At 72.4% G+C, this 18,362-nt stretch carries 19 protein-coding genes; 7 read left to right on the forward strand and 12 right to left on the reverse strand.

Annotated elements, in window-relative coordinates; translation table 11 throughout:
* Window positions 1-33: 33 nt before the first annotated feature.
* From thpD to AB0L21_RS01630, 5 genes are all read right to left on the reverse strand, one after another.
* Window positions 34-927 carry an ectoine hydroxylase gene (gene thpD / locus AB0L21_RS01610; protein ID WP_365781559.1) on the reverse strand — a complete coding sequence of 298 codons (894 nt, stop codon included), beginning with the start codon at window positions 925-927 and terminating at the stop codon, window positions 34-36.
* Window positions 928-933: 6 nt separating this feature from the next.
* The gene (locus AB0L21_RS01615; RefSeq protein ID WP_351247419.1) at window positions 934-1,338 is read right to left on the reverse strand and encodes an ectoine synthase; all 405 of its coding nucleotides are present in this window, start codon (window positions 1,336-1,338) and stop codon (window positions 934-936) included.
* 20 nt (window positions 1,339-1,358) lie between these two features.
* Complete coding sequence (gene ectB / locus AB0L21_RS01620) at window positions 1,359-2,630, reverse strand: diaminobutyrate--2-oxoglutarate transaminase (RefSeq protein ID WP_365781561.1); 1,272 nt, start codon at window positions 2,628-2,630, stop codon at window positions 1,359-1,361.
* A gap of 13 nt (window positions 2,631-2,643) precedes the next feature.
* Window positions 2,644-3,162, reverse strand: a complete 519-nt coding sequence (ectA, locus tag AB0L21_RS01625) for a diaminobutyrate acetyltransferase (RefSeq protein WP_365698874.1) — start codon at window positions 3,160-3,162, stop codon at window positions 2,644-2,646.
* A gap of 330 nt (window positions 3,163-3,492) precedes the next feature.
* On the reverse strand, window positions 3,493-4,593 hold the full coding sequence (locus AB0L21_RS01630) for an aminotransferase class V-fold PLP-dependent enzyme (protein ID WP_365781563.1): 1,101 nt from the start codon (window positions 4,591-4,593) through the stop codon (window positions 3,493-3,495).
* Between the two features lie 138 nt (window positions 4,594-4,731).
* Between AB0L21_RS01630 and AB0L21_RS01635 the strand changes: the two genes are divergently transcribed.
* The 5 genes from AB0L21_RS01635 (at window position 4,732) to AB0L21_RS01655 (ending at window position 9,377) form a co-directional block, all read left to right on the forward strand.
* Window positions 4,732-5,580, forward strand: coding sequence for a transporter substrate-binding domain-containing protein (locus tag AB0L21_RS01635; protein WP_365698876.1), 849 nt, complete (start codon window positions 4,732-4,734; stop codon window positions 5,578-5,580).
* Window positions 5,577-6,410 carry an amino acid ABC transporter permease gene (locus AB0L21_RS01640; protein WP_365698877.1) on the forward strand — a complete coding sequence of 278 codons (834 nt, stop codon included), beginning with the start codon at window positions 5,577-5,579 and terminating at the stop codon, window positions 6,408-6,410. The genes AB0L21_RS01635 and AB0L21_RS01640 overlap by 4 nt, the downstream gene beginning before the upstream one ends.
* Window positions 6,407-7,201 carry an amino acid ABC transporter ATP-binding protein gene (locus tag AB0L21_RS01645; protein WP_365698878.1) on the forward strand — a complete coding sequence of 265 codons (795 nt, stop codon included), beginning with the start codon at window positions 6,407-6,409 and terminating at the stop codon, window positions 7,199-7,201. The genes AB0L21_RS01640 and AB0L21_RS01645 overlap by 4 nt, the downstream gene beginning before the upstream one ends.
* Window positions 7,202-7,218: 17 nt before the next feature.
* A complete protein-coding gene (locus tag AB0L21_RS01650; protein ID WP_365781565.1) occupies window positions 7,219-8,310 on the forward strand; it encodes an amidohydrolase family protein in 1,092 nt (363 codons plus the stop codon).
* Window positions 8,311-8,465: 155 nt separating this feature from the next.
* Window positions 8,466-9,377 (forward strand): SCO1860 family LAETG-anchored protein, encoded by a 912-nt coding sequence (locus AB0L21_RS01655; RefSeq protein WP_365781567.1) that lies wholly within the window; start codon window positions 8,466-8,468, stop codon window positions 9,375-9,377.
* Window positions 9,378-9,676: 299 nt separating this feature from the next.
* Here AB0L21_RS01655 and AB0L21_RS01660 read toward each other — a convergent pair whose 3' ends face one another.
* Window positions 9,677-10,273, reverse strand: coding sequence for an NAD(P)H-dependent oxidoreductase (locus tag AB0L21_RS01660; RefSeq protein WP_365781569.1), 597 nt, complete (start codon window positions 10,271-10,273; stop codon window positions 9,677-9,679).
* A gap of 113 nt (window positions 10,274-10,386) precedes the next feature.
* Between AB0L21_RS01660 and AB0L21_RS01665 the strand changes: the two genes are divergently transcribed.
* Window positions 10,387-11,217 carry a helix-turn-helix transcriptional regulator gene (locus AB0L21_RS01665; RefSeq protein ID WP_365698882.1) on the forward strand — a complete coding sequence of 277 codons (831 nt, stop codon included), beginning with the start codon at window positions 10,387-10,389 and terminating at the stop codon, window positions 11,215-11,217.
* A 9-nt stretch (window positions 11,218-11,226) separates the two neighbouring features.
* Here the strand turns inward: AB0L21_RS01665 and cobC are convergent, their stop codons facing one another.
* Genes cobC through cobM form a run of 6 tightly spaced genes read right to left on the reverse strand, consistent with a single transcriptional unit; the run spans window position 11,227 to window position 17,547 of the window.
* On the reverse strand, window positions 11,227-12,321 hold the full coding sequence (gene cobC / locus AB0L21_RS01670; RefSeq protein WP_365781571.1) for an Rv2231c family pyridoxal phosphate-dependent protein CobC: 1,095 nt from the start codon (window positions 12,319-12,321) through the stop codon (window positions 11,227-11,229).
* Window positions 12,311-13,234, reverse strand: a complete 924-nt coding sequence (locus tag AB0L21_RS01675) for a sirohydrochlorin chelatase (RefSeq protein WP_365698884.1) — start codon at window positions 13,232-13,234, stop codon at window positions 12,311-12,313. Before AB0L21_RS01675 ends, cobC begins: the two co-directional genes overlap by 11 nt.
* The gene (locus AB0L21_RS01680) at window positions 13,231-13,821 is read right to left on the reverse strand and encodes a precorrin-8X methylmutase (protein ID WP_365698885.1); all 591 of its coding nucleotides are present in this window, start codon (window positions 13,819-13,821) and stop codon (window positions 13,231-13,233) included. Before AB0L21_RS01680 ends, AB0L21_RS01675 begins: the two co-directional genes overlap by 4 nt.
* Window positions 13,818-15,500 carry a precorrin-3B C(17)-methyltransferase gene (gene cobJ, locus AB0L21_RS01685; RefSeq protein ID WP_365781573.1) on the reverse strand — a complete coding sequence of 561 codons (1,683 nt, stop codon included), beginning with the start codon at window positions 15,498-15,500 and terminating at the stop codon, window positions 13,818-13,820. Before cobJ ends, AB0L21_RS01680 begins: the two co-directional genes overlap by 4 nt.
* Window positions 15,497-16,732, reverse strand: a complete 1,236-nt coding sequence (gene cbiE / locus AB0L21_RS01690; RefSeq protein ID WP_365781576.1) for a precorrin-6y C5,15-methyltransferase (decarboxylating) subunit CbiE — start codon at window positions 16,730-16,732, stop codon at window positions 15,497-15,499. Before cbiE ends, cobJ begins: the two co-directional genes overlap by 4 nt.
* Complete coding sequence (cobM, locus tag AB0L21_RS01695; protein WP_365698888.1) at window positions 16,729-17,547, reverse strand: precorrin-4 C(11)-methyltransferase; 819 nt, start codon at window positions 17,545-17,547, stop codon at window positions 16,729-16,731. Before cobM ends, cbiE begins: the two co-directional genes overlap by 4 nt.
* A gap of 82 nt (window positions 17,548-17,629) precedes the next feature.
* On the opposite strand from cobM, the gene AB0L21_RS01700 reads away from it, so the two are divergent.
* The gene (locus tag AB0L21_RS01700; protein WP_365698889.1) at window positions 17,630-18,358 is read left to right on the forward strand and encodes a ZIP family metal transporter; all 729 of its coding nucleotides are present in this window, start codon (window positions 17,630-17,632) and stop codon (window positions 18,356-18,358) included.
* Window positions 18,359-18,362 lie beyond the last annotated feature (4 nt).

The raw sequence follows: 18,362 nt of genomic DNA on the forward strand, positions 1-18,362 counted from the left end.
CGAGGAGGTCCCGGCCCGGTGATCGAGGGGCGGCTACCGCACCGGAGTGAAGTCCCTCGCTCCGATGAACTCCGGCCGCCGCACCGGTGCCGCGAACGGCTCCACCGCCGTGTTCTCCACGCTGTTGAACACGATGAAGACGTTGCTGCGCGGGAACGGCGTGATGTTGTCGCCGGAGCCGTGCATGCAGTTGCAGTCGAACCAGGTCGCCGAGCCGGCCTTGCCGGTGAACAGCCGGATGCCGTACTCGCCCGCCAGCGCCGTCAGCGCCTCGTCCGACGGCGTGCCCGCGTCCTGCATCTGCAGGGACTTCTTGTAGTTGTCCTTCGGCGTGGCACCGGCGCAGCCCAGGAACGTCCTGTGCGACCCCGGCATGATCATCAGACCGCCGTTGGTGTCGTGGTTCTCGGTCAGCGCGATCGAGACGGACACCGTGCGCATGTTCGGCAGGCCGTCCTCGGCGTGCCAGGTCTCGAAGTCCGAGTGCCAGTAGAAGCCGCTCGCGCCGAAGCCCGGCTTGACGTTGATCCGGGACTGGTGGACGTACACGTCCGAGCCGAGGATCTGCCGGGCGCGGCCGACCACGCGCGGATCGCGCACCAGGTTCGCGAACACCTCGCTGATCTTGTGCACCTCGAAGACCGAGCGGATCTCCTTGGACTTCGGCTCCACGATCGAGCGCTCGTCGGCACGGATCGCCGGGTCGGTGACCAGCCGGTCCAGCTCACGCTTGTAGACCTCGACCTCGTCCGGGCCGATCAGCTGGTCGACGGCGAGGAAGCCGTCCCGCTCGTACGCCTGGAGGTCGGCCGTCTCGATCGGGCCCGGGGTGTCCGGGGCGCCCCAGACGACGGGGTCCTGGCGGGGGACGGTCACCTCGGTGGTGCCGCGGGTCGGGTAGAGATCCTTCACGGTGGCGGTGGTCATGGGTTCTCACACCTCCTCGGGCTCGGTGAGCAGCGGGTAGACGCCGTTCTCGTCGTGGTCCTCCCGGCCGGTGACCGGCGGGTTGAACACGCAGATGCAGTGGAAGTCCTCCTTGACGCGCAGCGTGTGCCGCTCGTGCCCGTCGAGGAGGTACATGGTGCCGGGGGTGATGGTGTACGTCTTCCCGGCCTCGTGGTCGGTGAGTTCGGCCTCGCCCTTGGTGCAGACGACGGCCTCGATGTGGTTGGCGTACCACATCGACGTCTCGGTCCCGGCGTACAGGACGGTCTCGTGCAGGGAGAAGCCGACGCGCTCCTTGGCGAGGACGATCCGCTTGCTCTCCCAGGTGCCGGACTTCGCCCTGACGTGCCGGTCGGTGCCTTCGATGTCCTTGAACGAACGGACGATCATGGGGGTGCACTTCCTCCTTGCTAGGCGGTTTCGCGGACGGCGCGGGCGAGGACGCTGAGCCCTTCGTCCAGTTCCTCGCGCGTGATGGTCAGGGCCGGCAGCAGCTTGACCACCTCGCCCTGCGGGCCGGACGTCTCGATCAGCAGCCCCAGTTCGAAGGCGCGGCGGGCGACCCGGGAGGCCCGGGACGTGTCGTGGAACTCCAGGCCCCAGACGAGCCCGCGGCCGCGGTACTCCTTCACATCGGCGAGGTTCTCCTCGGTGACGGAGATGAGGGCCTGTTCGACCTGCTCGCCACGGGTGCGGGTCTGCTTCTCCATGGCCGAGCCGTCGGTCCAGTACGTCTCCAGCGCGGCGGTGGCGGTCACGAAGGCCGGGTTGTTGCCGCGGAAGGTGCCGTTGTGCTCGCCCGGCTCCCACACGTCCAGCTCCGGCTTGAACAGGCACAGCGACATGGGCAGCCCGTAGCCGCTGATCGACTTCGACACGGTGACGATGTCCGGCGTGATGCCGGCCTCCTCGAAGGAGAAGAAGGCGCCGGTACGGCCGCAGCCCATCTGGATGTCATCGACGATCAGCAGCATGTCCTGCCGCTCGCACAGCTCCTTGAGCGCGCGCAGCCACTCGGGCCGGGCGACGTTGATGCCGCCCTCGCCCTGCACGGTCTCCACGATCACGGCGGCGGGCTTGTTCAGCCCGGAGCCCTGGTCCTCCAGCAGCCGCTCGAACCACAGGAAGTCCGGGACCGTGCCGTCGAAGTAGTTGTCGAACGGCATCGGCGTGCCGTGCACCAGCGGAATGCCGGCACCGGCCCGCTTGAAGGCGTTGCCGGTCACGGCGAGGGAGCCCAGCGACATGCCGTGGAAGGCGTTGGTGAACGACACGATCGCCTCGCGCCCCTTCACCTTCCGCGCCAGCTTCAGCGCCGACTCCACCGCGTTGGTGCCCGTCGGGCCCGGGAACATCACCTTGTACGGCAGGTCGCGCGGGCGCAGGACCAGGTCCTGGAAGGTCTGGAGGAAGGTGCGTTTGGCCGTGGTCGACATGTCCAGGCCGTGCGTGACGCCGTCCCGTTCCAGATAGTCGATCAACGCCCGTTTCAGGACGGGGTTGTTGTGGCCGTAGTTGAGTGAGCCGGCGCCGGCGAAGAAGTCGAGGTACGCACGACCGTCCTCGTCGTACATGCGGCTGCCCCGCGCGCGGTCGAAGACGGTGGGCCAGCCGCGGCAGTAGCTGCGCACCTCGGACTCCAGGGTCTCGAAGACGCTGAGGTCGGGCTGGGTGATGGTCACGGTGAATCGCTCCTCAGTGGGCGGTGGAGTCGGTCAACGGGCCGATGCGGTAGAGGACTTCGGGGTCGTGCGGGCCGTCCGGGAACAGGTCGGCGGGGAACAGCACCTCGCGGGTCACCCGTGCGCCGTGCCGCTCGGCGAAGGAGGTGAACAGCCGCTCGGAGGCGGTGTTGCCGGGCGTGATGGTGGTCTCCATCCCGGTGATCCCGTGTTCGGCGACGAGCCGGGCGGTCAGCCCGTCCAGCAGCTTGGCGGCGATGCCGCGGCCCCGGTGGGCGGGGTCGACGGCCACCTGCCAGACGAGCAGGGTGCGGGGGCGGTCCGGCCGCAGGTATCCGGTGACGAAGCCGACCGGCTCCCCGCCCGCACCGCGCGCCACCGCCGAGGTGCCGGCGAAGTCCCGGCACCACAGCAGATAGCTGTAGGAGGAGTTCAGGTCGAGGGTTTTCGATTCCTTGGCGAGATGCCAGAGCGCGGCTCCGTCGGTCGTCGCCGGCCGTTCGATGAGCAGGTCTGCGGGTGCGGCAGTCATGCGGCACGAATTTAGCGAGGCGAATTCGAAAATGCACGGGAGTGATCGCGAGGGTTCCTTGCCTGGTCGGTGAAATGTCCGATGTACCCCGCATCAAATCCGTACAAATTGCACGCGCTGTGGAGTGTGTCACACCCCGGAAACCACAGGAAACCTGTCGGCAAACTCCCCTGTTTAGCTCTGCAAAAAGCGGGAAGAAGAAGATGGGAAGCTATCGTCCGGGGAATTGGCAGAGTTTGTGAAAGTAATTGGAATTCAAGATGTGAAAACGGCCCGCGCGGTGTGCGCGAGCCGTTTTCGTTGCGTTCCGGGGTGATGACCGATTGCTGATTACCGCCAGGCGTTCTCCACGGCCCGGCGGGCGGCGGCCGGGTCCACCGGCAGACCCTGCTCCGCGAGCGCCGCGCCCAGGGCCGCCAGGGAGTTGTGGACCGCGTCCCGCGTCGCGTCGGAGCCGTAGTGGTTGACCCGGATCATCTCCCGGGCCAGGGCGCCGCCACCCGCGGCCAGCGGCAGGGCGGGGTCGGCCGCCAGAGCGCGGGCCACCAGGTCGGAGGCCACCACACCGGCCGGCACCCGGAGGGTCGTGGCGACCGGCGCCGCGTCCCTCTCCTCGTACACATACGGCTCCAGGCCCCCGCCCAGCGCCACCGCGCCGGCCCGCGAGGCCAGCGCCGCGCGCCGGTGCCGGGCCATCACCGACTCCAGGCCCGCCGACTCGATCCGCTCCAGGCACGCCTGGAGCGCCAGCATCTCCAGCTGCGCCGGAGCGTGCGGCAGCGCCTTGCGGCCGGCGTCGATCCAGCGCTCCTTCCAGTCCAGCAGGGAGAGGTAGGAGCGGCGCGGGGCGTGCGGGTTCGCGGCCATCCGGGCCCAGGCCCGCTCGCTCACCGAGATCGCCGACACTCCCGCCGGGCCGCCCATCGCCTTCTGCGCCCCGATCACACACAGGTCCACGCCCCACGCGTCCGGGAGCACCGGCTCCGCGCCCACGGAGGCCACCGCGTCCAGATAGAAGAGGGCGCCCTGCTCCCGTACCACCTCGCCGATCTCCGCGACCGGGTTGGTGTTGCCGGTCGCCGCCTCGGCGTGCACCAGCGACACGAAGTCGATCTCCGGGTGCTCGGCGAACGCCTCCCGGATCTGCTCGGCGCTCACCGCCGTGTGGAAGGGGACGGAGAGGTCGTACACCGTGGCGCCGGCGTCACGCAGCCAGGCGCCGAAGGTCTGCCCGTACGGGCCCGTGATCACGTTCAGGGCCACCGTGCCCGGGCCGGCCGCCGCGCGGATCGCGCCCTCCAGCGGCAGCAGCGCCTCGCCCTGGGTGACCAGGACGTCCTGGCGGGTGTCCAGGAGCCGGGCCACGCCGTCCTCGATGGCGGCGAAGCGCTCGGCACTCAGCGGGGGCAGGTCGAGGAAGGGGTGGGTCACGGCGGTGCTCTCTTCGTTTCTCGGGGGCCGACTCCCCCGATCTTAGGTCGGGGGCCTGTATGGCCATGGGTTTGATTTGAGAGACTCAAACACTTCCTTATAATCGGAACCCTTAGTTCCCCGACAGGAGATCTCCCCATGAAAACGCTCGTCGGGCGCCGGACCCGCCTTCTGGCCGCCACCACCGCGACCGCCGCACTCGTGCTCGTCGCGGCCGGCTGCTCCTCCAGCGACTCGGGGAGCGGCAAGACCACGGTCAAGGGCGTCCACCTGGTCAAGGGCGGTCAGCTGACCACCTGCACCCACCTGCCGTACCCGCCGTTCCAGTCGGAGGTGAACGGCAAGGTGCAGGGCTTCGACGTCTCCCTCATCGACCTCGTCGCCAAGGATCTCGGTGTCAAGCAGCAGATCCTCGACACCCCCTTCGAGAACTTCAAGACGGGCGCCTTCCTGAACTCGGGCGAGTGCGACCTGGCCGCCGCCGGCATGACCATCACCGCCGAGCGCAAGAAGAACGTCGACTTCTCCGACCCGTACTTCGAGGCCACCCAGGCCGTCCTGGTCGACAAGAGCAGCGGGATCGACTCGCTCGCCGACGTCAAGGCCAAGGGCAAGAAGCTCGGCGCCCAGGCGCAGACCACCGGCGAGGACTACGTCAAGGGCAAGGGCTACGACCCGATCTCCTTCGAGTCCTCCGACGCCGTCCTCAACGGCCTGCGCACCGGCCAGGTCCAGGCCGTCGTCATCGACTATCCCGTAGTCCAGGGCTGGCTGAAGGACAAGGCCAACGCGGACAAGTTCAAGGTCGTCGACAACCTCAAGACCGGTGAGCAGTACGGCTTCACCGTCAAGAAGGGCAACAAGGCCCTGCTCGACGCCATCAACAAGGCGATCAAGGACGCCAAGGCCGACGGCACCTACAAGAAGATCTACGAGCAGTGGATCGGCCCGTACGAGGCCTCCGTCGCCTCTCCCGCCGCCTCATGACCGATACGGACACAACCCTCCAGCCGAAGAAAAAGGGACTGACCCGGCGCCAGAAGCGCAGCCTGTCGCGCGGCATCCAGTACGCCGTCTTCGCCGCCGCCGTGATCGCCTTCGCGGTCACGGCCGACTGGGACCGGCTGCAGAACCAGTTCGCCCAGGCCGACATCGCCCAGCGGATGTTCCCGGACGTCATCACGCTGGCGCTGAAGAACACCGTGCTCTACACGCTGTCCGGCTTCGTCGTCGGCCTCGTCCTCGGCATGGTCATCGCGCTGATGCGGCTGTCCTCCGTCGGCCCGTACCGCTGGCTGGCGGGCGTCTACATCGAGATCTTCCGCGGCCTGCCCGCCCTGCTGATCTTCATCTTCGTCGGCGTGGCCGTCCCGCTCGCCTTCCCGGGCACGGAGATTCCGGGCGGCACCTACGGCAAGGTCGCCCTCGCGCTCGGCCTGGTCTCGGCCGCGTACATGGCGGAGACCATCCGCGCCGGCATCCAGGCCGTGCCCAAGGGGCAGATGGAGGCGGCCCGTTCGCTCGGCTTCTCGCCGGCGAAGGCCATGGTCTCCATCATCGTCCCGCAGGCCTTCCGGATCATCCTGCCGCCGCTCACCAACGAACTCGTCCTGCTCTTCAAGGACTCCTCGCTGGTGCTGTTCCTCGGCGTCACCCTGGAGGAGCGGGAACTGTCCAAGTTCGGCCGCGACCTCGCCAGCACGACCGCCAACTCCACGCCGATCCTGGTCGCGGGCCTGTGCTACCTGCTGGTCACGATCCCGCTCAGCTTCGTCGTCCGCCGTATGGAATCCAAGGCCCAGGAGGCGATCCGGTGAGCCGCCCCGAGATCGAGGTCCGCGGACTGCACAAGTCCTTCGGCGACAACGAGGTGCTGCGCGGCATCGACCTGGAGATCGGCCAGGGCGAGGTCGTCTGCGTCATCGGCCCCTCCGGCTCCGGCAAGTCGACGCTGCTGCGCTGCGTCAACCTGCTGGAGGAACCCACCAAGGGCCAGGTCTTCGTCGGCGGCACCGAGGTGACCGACCCCGACGTCGACATCGACGCCGTACGCCGCCGCATCGGCATGGTCTTCCAGCAGTTCAACCTCTTCCCGCACCTGAACGTCACCGAGAACCTCACGCTGCCGCAGCGCCGGGTCCTCGGGCGGGACAAGGAGACGGCCGCGCGCGTCGCCGCCGAGAACCTCGCCCGCGTCGGCCTCGCGGAGAAGGCGGACGCCTACCCGTCCTCCCTCTCCGGCGGCCAGCAGCAGCGCGTCGCCATCGCCCGCGCCCTCGCCATGGGCCCCGAGGTGATGCTCTTCGACGAGCCGACCTCCGCGCTCGACCCGGAACTGGTCGGCGACGTCCTCGCCGTCATGCGCCGGCTCGCGCGGGAGGGCATGACGATGATGGTCGTCACCCACGAGATGACCTTCGCCCGCGAGGTCGCCGACCGGGTCGTCTTCATGGACGGCGGCGTGATCGTCGAGGACGGCACCCCGGACCGGGTGATCGGCGACCCGCAGCACGAGCGCACCCGGCACTTCCTCTCCCGGCTGCTCGACCCGGCGATGGCCGAGGTCGAGGAGGAGACCTCCGACCAGGTGGGGAAGTCCGAGCCGTAGGTCGTTAGGGTGCCAGCATGAGCGATGGTGCGGTGCTGCACGTGAAGGGCCGGGTCCTGGCGGGGCCGGACGACGTCCGTAACGAACTGTGGGTGGTCGGGGGCCGCGTCTCCTACGACCGCCCCGCCGGGGCCCGCGACATCACCACCGTCGAGGGCTGGGCGCTGCCCGGCCTGGTCGACGCCCACTGCCACGTGGGCCTGGGCGCCGACGGCCCGGTCGACGCGGACACCGCCGAGAAGCAGGCACTCACCGACCGCGAGACGGGCACCCTGCTGATCCGCGACGCGGGCTCGCCCTCCGACACCCGCTGGATCGACGACCGCGACGACCTCCCGAAGATCATCCGGGCGGGCCGGCACATCGCCCGCACCCGCCGCTACATCCGCAACTACGCCTGGGAGATCGAGCCCGACGACCTCGTCGCCCACGTCGCCCGGGAGGCCCGGCGCGGCGACGGCTGGGTCAAGCTGGTCGGCGACTGGATCGACCGCGACCTCGGCGACCTCGCCCCCTGCTGGCCCCGCGAGGCGGTGCAGGCGGCCATCGCCGAGGCCCACCGGCTCGGCGCCAGGGTCACCGCCCACTGCTTCGCCGAGAACTCCCTGCGCGATCTGGTCGAGGCGGGCATCGACTGCATCGAGCACGCCACCGGCCTCACCGAGGACCTGATCCCGCTGTTCGCCGAGCGCGGCGTCGCGATCGTCCCGACCCTCGTCAACATCGCCACCTTCCCCCGGCTCGCGGACGGCGGCGAGAAGAAGTTCCCGCGCTGGTCCGCCCATATGCGCCGGCTGTACGAGCGGCGCTACGACACCGTGCGCGCCGCCTACGACGCCGGCATCCCGGTCTTCGTCGGCACGGACGCAGGCGGCACACTGCCGCACGGGCTGGTCGCGGAGGAGGTCGCCGAACTGGTCGCCGCCGGCATCCCGCCGGCCGACGCGCTCGCCGCCACCAGCTGGGCCGCGCGCGCCTGGCTCGGCCGGCCCGGGCTGGAGGAGGGCGCCCCGGCCGACCTGGTGGTGTACGAGGCCGATCCCCGGGCGGACGTGCGCGTACTGGCGGCACCCCGGCGGGTCGTGCTGAACGGGCGCGTGGTCGAGTAGGCGTTCCCGTGACCCCCTCGATCTCGCCCTGCAATCGAATCGACGTGCGGGAAATCCACGTTTGAGTGAAGTAAACCTGGATCGCTGACCGTTCACCCACAGTGGGGACAAGGTTGACGGGTCCCAAGCATGTTCCGTCTGGGGGTCCCACCGCCTTGAACAGCAACAACTTCCGCATGCCCGCACGCCGTCTCACCGTCCTCGCGACGGCCACGGCCCTCGCCTCGGCGCCCGTGGTCCTGGGGGGCGCGGGCGCCGCGCACGCGACCGGTGACCACGGTCGCGCCTCCGCCGTCGTCCTGCGCACCGGGCTCGACGTGTCCCTGCTCAACAAGACCGTGAACGTCCCGCTCGCGGTCTCCCTCAACGAGGTCCAGGCACCGCGGAGCGCCGACCGGACCGCGCTGTCCGCCCGGCTCGACGGCGTGAACGGCGGCAAGCCGTTCACCGTCCTCGGCGCGGACCTCGCCCAGGCCAAGGCCACGACGACCGCGCGGCGCGCCGAAGGCTCGGTCCGGGTCGCCCACGCCAGGCTGCACGTCCCCGGCCTGCCCCTGCTGTCCCTGATCGAGGCCGACACGATCACCGCCAAGGCGACCTGCGAGGTCGGCAAGGCGCCGGTCGCCTCCGCGAACGTCCTGGGCGCCGTCACCGTCCTCGGCCAGCGCGTCACCCTCACCGCCGGCGGCCCGGCCGAGGTGAAGGTGCCCGGCGTCGGCAAGGTCCGCCTCGACCTCTCCCAGCGCAGCACCACGACCCGTACGGCCGCCGCGACCGCCCTCGAACTCAAGGTCGCGGTCAATCCGTTGAAGCTCAACGTGGCCGACGTCGAGGGCACGGTCACCCTGGCCAAGGCCACCTGCGAGTCCCCGATGACCCCGCCCACCAAGACCCCGGTACCGAGTCACGACCCGGCCGCCGGCCCCCGACCCCAGGGCGCCCCCGCCGAAGCGGACCTCGCGGAGACCGGCGGCAGCTCGGCGACCCCGTACATCGCGGGCGGCGCACTGACCCTGCTGCTGGCCGGCGGGGGAGCGGTGGCCGTGGCCCGACGCCGGAAGAGCTGACGGGGGGCGGTGGCTCGGCTGGTACCGGGTCCTGCCGGGGGCTTGCGGTCAGCCGGGGCGGGGAGGGGAGGGGGTCGGTGATGGCCGGCGCCGGTCAGGCCCGGCTGGTGTGGCGTTGCGCGGCTGCGCTGCGCGGCCGGCTGACGTGGCGTCTCCCGGCTGCCCCGGCGCTCTTCCTCGGCGGCCCCGCGTTCCCCGGCCGCCCCCGGGCACTCCCCACCCGTGCCGGGTCCTTCCGGGCCGCTCCGTGGTCCCTCCCTCCCTCCCTCCCGCTGCCGCTGCCGCTTCCCGTCCGGTCCTCACCCCGGGTAGGGCGCCGTCTCCCGGCCCGCCCGGAGCGTGGACGCCCACCAGGCCAGTTGGTCCAGCAGGGTCTTGGCGTAGCCCGGGGTCCCGGGGTCGACGGGCGCGCCGTCCTGCCACGCGGTGAAGTAGTCCGGGAAGGCCAGCCCGTCCCGGACGGTCACCGCGTGCAGTTCGGTCAGCACGTTCTCCAGGTGCAGCACGGCGTGCCGGCCGCCGGCCGCGCCGCCGTAGCTGACGAAGGCGACGGGCTTCGCCGCCCACTGCGTGAAATGCCAGTCGATGGCCGCCTTCAGTGAGGCCGGGTAGCTGTGGTTGTACTCCGGGGTGACGACGACGAACGCGTCGGCCTCCTCCAGGGCCGAGGTCAGCCTGCCCATCCCGGCGGGCCGGGGATAGTCGTCACCGGCCGACTTCGGCGAGGCGGCGGGCAGCGCCAACGGCAGGTCGATGTCGGCCAGATCGACGACGTCCACCTCGAACCCGCCGTGGGCGCGGGCCTGTTCGGCCACCCATGACCCCACGACCGGGCCGAACCGCCCCTGCCGGACGCTTCCCACAAGGATCAGCAACTTGTGCGTGGTGTTCTCCATGCCCACCACCATCGGCCCCCCCGCACCCGGTGACCAGGCCGGGCCCAGGCCGGCCCCCGCAGGGCCACGCTGAGCCCTCCCTCCGTGGCGAACCGCGGACCTATCCTCGCCCCATGGGCACGCCACTGGGGGACTTCATCCGGACCAAGCGCGACAGCATCCAGCCGGAGACGCTGGGGCTGCCGGAGCGAGGCCGCCGCCGGGCACCGGGCCTGCGCCGGCTGGACCTGGCCGCGCGGGCCGGCATCAGCGTCGAGTACCTGACGAGGATCGAGCAGGGCCGGGACCGCAACCCCTCGATCGCGGTGGTCAACGCCCTCGCCGACGCGCTCAGCCTCGACCCGGCGGAACGCGGCCACCTGCGCTACCTAGCGAAGATCACCGGCGGCGAGTGCACCGCCCACACCCGCCCCGCACCGGCCCGCCGGGACGTCCGGCCCTCGGTGCTGCGCACCCTGCGCCTCCTGGAGCCGGGTATTGCCGTGGTGACGAACCGGCTGGGCGACATCCTCGCCCACACCAGCGGCTACGCGACGCTGACCGGCGGCACCGGGCTGCTCGACGCCGACGCCCCGAACCTCACGCGGTACGTCTTCACCGACCCGCGCGCCCGCGCGTTCTTCGCCGACTGGGACGCCGTCGCGGACGAGCAGGCCTTCGACCTGTGGCTCGGCCCGGCCGTCGAGAACTCGGAGTGGCTGACCGCCGAACTGGCGCCCGTGGCGGGCCCCGAGTTCACCCGCCGCCTGAACCGGCATGTGGTGCCCCGGCGCGGGACGCTCCGGCTGCACCACCCGACGGGCCCCGAACTCCGCCTCACCCGCGAGACACTGGACATCTCGGACGATGCCCAGCAGCTCGTGGTGTTCCTGGCGGCCGACGAGGAGACGGAACGGGCGCTGGAACACCTCCGGGACCGCCCGAGACTGCGGGTGATCTCCTGACGGGGCCTGTCAGCCAACCGAGACCGGTGGGCGGGTGGGAGAATCCAGTGCGGCGGACAGCGCCTTCAGGAAACCGTTCACCGTCGCCCGGTCCCGCACCGCGACCCGCACCCACTCCTGTCCGAGCCCCGGGAACGTGTCACCCCGCCGCACCGCGTAACCAAGCTCCCGCAACCGCCGCCGTACCCCGGCCGCCCCCGGCATGCGCACCAGCAGGAACGGGCCCTCCGCCGGCTCCACCACCCGTACTCCCCGAGCGGCAAACGCGGCCAGCCCCGCCACCAGATGCGCCCGGTCCCCGGCGATGCGATGCGCCGCGTGCCCCGCCTCCGCCAGCGCCCTCGGCGCCACACACGCCTCCGCGGCCGCCAGCGCCGGTGTCGACACCGGCCACAACGGCTGGGCCCGCTCCAGCTCGGTGATCACCTCGGGCGCGGCCAGGACGTACCCGATGCGCAGCCCTGCCAGCCCCCAGGTCTTGGTGAGGCTGCGCAGCACGACGAGCCCCGGCACACCGGTCCGCCCGGCCAGCGCCTCCCGCTCACCCGGCACCGCGTCCATGAACGCCTCGTCCACCACCAACGTCCGCCCCGGGCGCGCCAGTCGGACGATCGTGTCCGCCGGATGCAGTACCGACGTCGGATTCGTGGGGTTGCCGATCACCACAAGGTCGGCATGCTCCGGCACGGCCGCCGGGTCCAGCCGGAACCCGTCCTCCTCCCGCAGCAGCACCCGGTCCACGGTGTGCCCGGCGTCCCGCAGCGCGGCCTCCGGCTCGGTGAACTGCGGGTGCACGACGACCGGCCGGCGGACCTTCAGCGCGCGGGCGAGCAGGACGAACGCCTCCGCCGCCCCCGCCGTCAGCAGCACCCGCTCCACCGGCAGCCCGTGCCGCGCCGCCACCGCCGCCCGCGCGGCCCGCCCGTCCGGGTAGGCCGCGAGGGACGACAGCGAGCCGGCGATCTCCTCGCGCAGCCACGGCGGGGGCGTGTCCGCGCGGACGTTGACGGCGAGGTCGACCAAGGCGGCCCCGTCGTCCCGTACTTCGGCGTCCCCGTGGTGCCGCAGATCGTGCCCGGACCCGCCGGTCGCTTCAGTGCGCATGGCTGTGCGAGTGCCCCCCGTGATGGTGGTGCCCGTGACCGTGCCCGTGGTGGTGGTCGTCGTCGTCCGGGTGGAAGTGCGGCTGCTGCGGCAGCCCGACCTTGTCCTCGAAGCCCGGCAGCGCGATCCGGTACACGCACGAGTCGCAGTTCATGCGCAGATCGCCCTTGACGGCCTCCTCGTACCGCTCCATCACCAGGTCCAGCAGCTCCGGCTCGGGCCCGATGACATCGGCGGACCGCACCTCGGTCCCCGGGTGCGCGGCGGCCCACTGACCGGTCTGCTGCCGTACCCGGTCGGGCAGGATGCCGGTGAAGAGGAAGTAGGGGAGTACGACGATCCTCCGCGCCCCCAGTGCCGCGCACCGGTCCAGCCCGCTCGGCACGTCCGGCGCCGCGAGCGACACGAACGCCGTCTCCACCCCGGCGTACCCCCGCCCCTCCCACAGCAGCCGCGCCGCCTTGAACACCTCGGCGTTGGCGTCGGGGTCGGTGGAGCCGCGCCCGACCAGCAGCACGGTCACCTCCGCGCGGTCCACGCCGTCCAGGACCTCGTCCAGCCGCCGCTCCAGCACGTTCAGCAGCGCCGGGTGCGGGCCCAGCGGGCGGCCGTAGGTGTACGAGATGCCCGGGTGCCGCTCCTTCTCACGGGCCAGCGCGGCCGGGATGTCGCCCTTGGCGTGCCCGGCGGACACCAGCATCAGCGGCACGGCGGCGAACCTGCGTACGCCCTGCTCGACCAGCTCGGTGACGGCCTCGCCCAGCGGCGGCGGGGACAGTTCGATGAAACCGCCGGCGACGGGCAGCTCGGGGTGGCGGCGCCCGAGTTCCCGGACGAAGTCGCGGAACGCCTCGGCTCCGGCGTCGTCACGGGTGCCGTGTCCGGCGATGAGCAGGGCGGGCGGGGTGGTCACGCGTTCTCCTCGGAGTGTGAAGCGGGGTGGTACAGCAGGGCGTTGAGCGCGGCGGACGCGACCGCCGACCCGCCCTTCTCGGACACGTTGCTCACGGCGGGCAGCCCGCTCTCGCGCAGCGCGGCCTTGGACTCGACCGCGCCGACGAAGCCGACGGGCAGTCCGATGACGAGGGCCGGGGCGGCGTCCAGGGTCAGCAGTTCCTCCAGCGCGGTCGGCGCGTTGCCGATCACCCAGAGGGCGCCGGGCCCGACCTGCTCGTACGCGAGCCGGATCGCGTGCGCCGAACGGGTCAGACCCGGCCCGCCCACGGCGTCCCTCAGCCGGCAGACGGTCTCCCGCCGGGTGATCCCGGCGGCCACCATCTCGACGTCCACGACCACCGGCGCCCCGGAGTGCAGCGCCGCGTGCGCCGTCACCAACTCGCCCTCGTCCATGACGAGATCGTTCGCGTACTCCAGGTCGGCGGCGGAGTGGATGACCCGCTCCACCACCGCCCGGGTCAGCGGCGGGAAGTGCGAGGTGTCCAGGCGGGCGCGCAGCCGCCGGTAGGACTCCTGCTCGATCGGGTGGACGACACGGTTCACTTCGGGTCCTCCTGCCAGCGGTAGCCGCGCGGCGTCACCATGCGCCCCGCGATGATCCGGGTGGCCGTGTTGCCGACGGTGACGACCGTCATCATGTCGACCGTCGCCGGGTCCAGTGCGGCGAGCGTCGTGACCCGGCCGGCCTCGTCCGGCCGGGAGGCGTTGCGGACGACGCCGACCGGCGTGGTCGGCTCCCGGTGCCCGGCGAGGATCGCGAGCGCCTTGGGCAGCTGCCAGTCGCGGCCCCGGGAGCGCGGGTTGTAGAAGGTGACGACGAGGTCCGCCTCGGCCGCCGCGCGCACCCGGCGCTCGATGACCTCCCACGGTGTGTGCAGGTCGGACAGGCTGATGGACACGTGGTCGTGGCCCAGCGGCGCGCCCAGGACCGCCCCGGCGGCCAGTGCGGCCGTCACCCCGGGCACCCCGACCACGTCGATGTCGTCGGAGGCCTCGGCGAGGGCGGGGGAGGCCATGGCGTACACGCCCGCGTCCCCGCTGCCGATCAGTGCCACCGCGTGCCCCTTGCGGGCCTGTGCGACCGCCGTCCGGGCCCGCTCCTCCTCCGCGCCGAGCCCCGACTCCAGCACCCGGGTGCCGGGCCGCAGCAGATCGCGGATCTGGTCCACGTACTGGTCGAGCCCGACCAGCACCGACGCCCGCCGCAGCTCGGCCGCCGCGCGCGGGGTGAGCAGGTCCCTTGCGCCCGGCCCGAGGCCGACCACCGCGAGCCGCCCGCGCCCCGGACGCCGTACGACCGCACAGGTGGCCATCGCGGGCCGCGCGGCCGACTTCTTCTTGGGAACGAGGAGTTCACCGCCCCGGACCAGGGCGGCGGCCTCGGCGACCGACGGGGTGCCGACGGCCGCGAGGGGCGCGTCCGACGGGTTGGGTACCTCGACCGCCGCCAGCTCCTCGGCGGAGTACGTCACCAGGGGCACCCCGAGGCGTTCGGCGGCGGCCACGATGCCCGGCTCCTCCGCCTTGGCGTCCACGGTGGCCAGCTCGGCGACCGACCGCGGCGACAGGCCCGCCTCCCGCAGGGCCTCCTCGACCAGACCGATGACCTCCTCGGCCGGCGCGCCCTTCGACGCGCCGACCCCGACCACCAGCGAGGGCGGCCTGAGCAGCACCTCCCGCTCGCCCGGCGCGACGGCCCGGTCGGTCACCCGGACCGTGTACGAGCCCTGGGGCGCGACCGGCAGCGGCGGCAGCGGCCACGCCACCTCGGCTTCCAGCGCGACCGGTTCGCCGTCCAGCAGCGCCCGGGAGACCGCCGCGACCGACCCCTCGTACGGCAGGCCGAGCGTGTCCAGGCCCGGCAGCCCGACGGCGTCCGTCGCGGTCGTCACCACCGGCTCGGCGCCCAGCACCTCCCCCACCTCGCGGGCGAGCGCGTTGGCGCCGCCGCCGTGCCCGCCGAGCAGCGACACCGCGAACCGGCCGCCCTCGTCCACGCACACCACGCCCGGGTCGGCCGCCTTGCCGGCGAGCAGCGGCGCGAGCAGCCGTACCACCGCCCCGGTCGCCAGGAAGCACACCAGTTGCTCGCACTCCGCGAACGCGGCCCGTACGGCCTGACCGACGGGACCCTCGTAGACGCGCGTACGCTCCGGCCAGGCCGCGGCCAGCCGGTCCCGCGCCGCCGCCCCCGCCGCGGTGGCGGAAATCAGGCCGATCACTGGACTACTCCTTCACTAGACGCCGGGGTTCTCACGCCCCACAGCAGAAACACAGGATTGGTGGCCGCGAGCCGGGTCACGTCCCCCGGCAGCGGAGCGAGGCGCGAGGACTGCAGCAGCACCCCGTCGCAGGTGAACCCGGCATCCGTCAGCGCCTGCCGGGCCGCCGGCACCCGGTCCAGCGCGGCCATGGCGACGACGACCGTCCGCCGGGCCCGCCGCGCGCAGGCGGTGACCACGGCGGGCAGCTCCCGCCCCCCGCCGCCGACGAACACCGCGTCGGGATCGCCGGCCAGCCCCTCAAGGGCGTCCGGCGCCGAGCCGTACACCACGTCCACGTCGACGCCGTGGGCGTCCGCGTTGGCACGGATGCGCGCCACCCCGTCCGGGGTCTTCTCGACGGCGACGACGGCGGCACCGAGCCGCGCGCACTCCACCGCGACCGAGCCCGACCCGGCGCCCACGTCCCACACCAGGTCCCCGAGGCGCGGCCCCAGCCGGGCCAGGGCCAGCGCCCGCACCTCGAACTTGGTGATCATCGAGTCCCGGTGGGTGAACGCGTCCTCCTCCAGGGCCCACCGGTCCGGCGCGCCAGGCACCCCGGCCACCGTCCGCACCGCACCGAGCGCCCGCGCCTCGTCCAGGCACAGCACCACGCTCACCGCCGTACCCCAGTCCCGGGCCGCGGCCTCCGCGGCCGTCACCCGCTCCACGCGCTCGCGCTCCGGATCGCCGAGCGCGCTCGCCACGACCAGGGTCCGGTCACCGGGGAGCGCGGCCCCCAGCTCGGCCGGACCGGCGCCCGGCCCGGTCAGCACGGCCACCTTCGGCCGCGCCCGGCACACGTTCACCGCCGTCCGCAGCTTTCTGCCGTGGGCGCTGACCACCACCGCGTCGTCCCAGGGCAGCCCGATCCGGGCGAAGGCGGTGGCCACGGAGGACACCCCCGGCCGCACGTCCAGCAGCCCGGGCCCGAACCGTTCGGCCAGCGCCCGCACGATCCCGAAGAACCCCGGGTCCCCGGACGCCAGCACGATGACCGGCAGCTCCTTGCCGACGTACCCGGCGATGGTGTCCAGCGCGGGCGCCAGCGGACCGAGCACCACCCGCTGGGCGCCCTCCGGCAGCCGTACGGCGTCCAGGTGCCGCCGCCCGCCGACGACCAGCGCGGCCCCGGCCAGGACGTCCGCGGGCACCGGCGCCCCGGTTCCCGTACCGACGACCGTGATCAACTCTTCGCCCTCTGCTCGCGCAGCGCGCGCCGCGCCTCGGGGTCGGCCTTCCGGTAGCCGTGGAAGTGACCCGGGTGGTACAGGTGCGAACGCGTCCCGTGCGCGTCCAGCGCCGGGCCGACCAGGAACAGCGTGTGCTTCCAGAGCCTGTGCTCCTTGACCGTCTCCTCCAGCGTGCCGATCGTGCACTTCACGACCAGTTCCTCCGGCCAGGTCGCCTGGTACGCGATCACCACGGGCGTGTCCGTCGGGTAGCCGCCCTCCAGCAGTTCCCGCACCAGCTGCCCGCTGCGTGCCGCCGACAGGAAGATCGCCATGGTGGTGCCGTGACGGGCGAACTCGCGCACCTCCTCACCGGGCGGCATCGGCGTCTTGCCCCCGCCCAGCCGGGTCAGCACCACGGACTGCGCGACCTCGGGAATCGTCAGCTCGCGCTGCGCGAGCGCGGCCACGGCGGAGAAGGAGGACACGCCCGGGACAACCTCGGTCGCGATGCCGATCTCCCGGCAGCGGTCCAGCTGCTCCTGCGTGCCGCCCCACAGCGCCGGGTCACCGGAGTGGATACGGGCCACCTTCAGCCCCTCCGCGAACGCACGCCGGTACACCGCGACGACGTCCTCCAGCGACATGGTCGCCGAGTCCAGGATCTCGGCGTCCTCGCGAGCGTGTTCGAGGACCTCCGCCTGGACCAGGCTCGCGGCCCAGATCACGACGTCGGCCTCGGCGATGGCCCGCGCGGCACGGAACGTCAGCAGATCGGCGGCGCCGGGGCCGGCACCGACGAAGGTCACCTTGCCGGTGGGGGCATCGGCCATGGGAATCGGTCCTCTCCTACGAGTACTGCGGTTGTGGCTGTCGGACGTGCGGGAACGCGGGTCGATCCGATAGCAAGGGCCTATGGCGGTCTTCGTCGCGCTCGGCGCGTTCCTGATGACGCTGGCCGGCGGCTGGACGGCACAGCGCGTGACCGACCGCCGTCATCTGGTGCTGGGCCTGGCCGGCGGGCTGATGCTCGGCGTGGTCGGCCTGGACCTGCTGCCGGAGGCGCTCCGGGCGGCGGGCACCGAGGTCCACGGCGTCCCGGCCGCGCTCCTGCTGTTCCTGGCCGGCTTCCTCCTCGCCCATCTGGTGGAACGCCTGCTGGCGGGCCGCCGTGCCGCCCACGGCGCCGCCGAACACAACCACCGGGCCCCCGAGGTGGGCCTGACGGCGGCCGCGGCGATGGTGGGGCACAGCCTGATGGACGGCGTGGCGATCGGCGCGTCCTTCCAGGTGGGCGGCGGCATGGGCACCGCGGTCGCGGTCGCCGTCATCGCCCACGACTTCGCGGACGGCTTCAACACCTTCACCCTCACCAGCCTGTACGGCAACGCCCGCCGCAAGGCCCTCGCCATGCTCTTCGCGGACGCCGTCGCACCCGTCGCCGGAGCCGCCGCGTCCGCGTTCCTCACCGTCCCGGAGGGCGTCCTCGGCGGCTATCTCGGCCTGTTCGCCGGCGCACTGCTGTACCTCGCCGCGGCGGAGATCCTCCCCGAGGCCCACCATGAGCACCCCGCCCGTTCGACCCTGCTGTGCACGGTCGCGGGCGCGGCCTTCATCTGGCTGGTGGTGAGCGTCACGGGGTGACCCG

This window comes from Streptomyces sp. NPDC052721 (genome assembly GCF_040678315.1).
Taxonomy (GTDB): Bacteria; Actinomycetota; Actinomycetes; order Streptomycetales; family Streptomycetaceae; genus Streptomyces.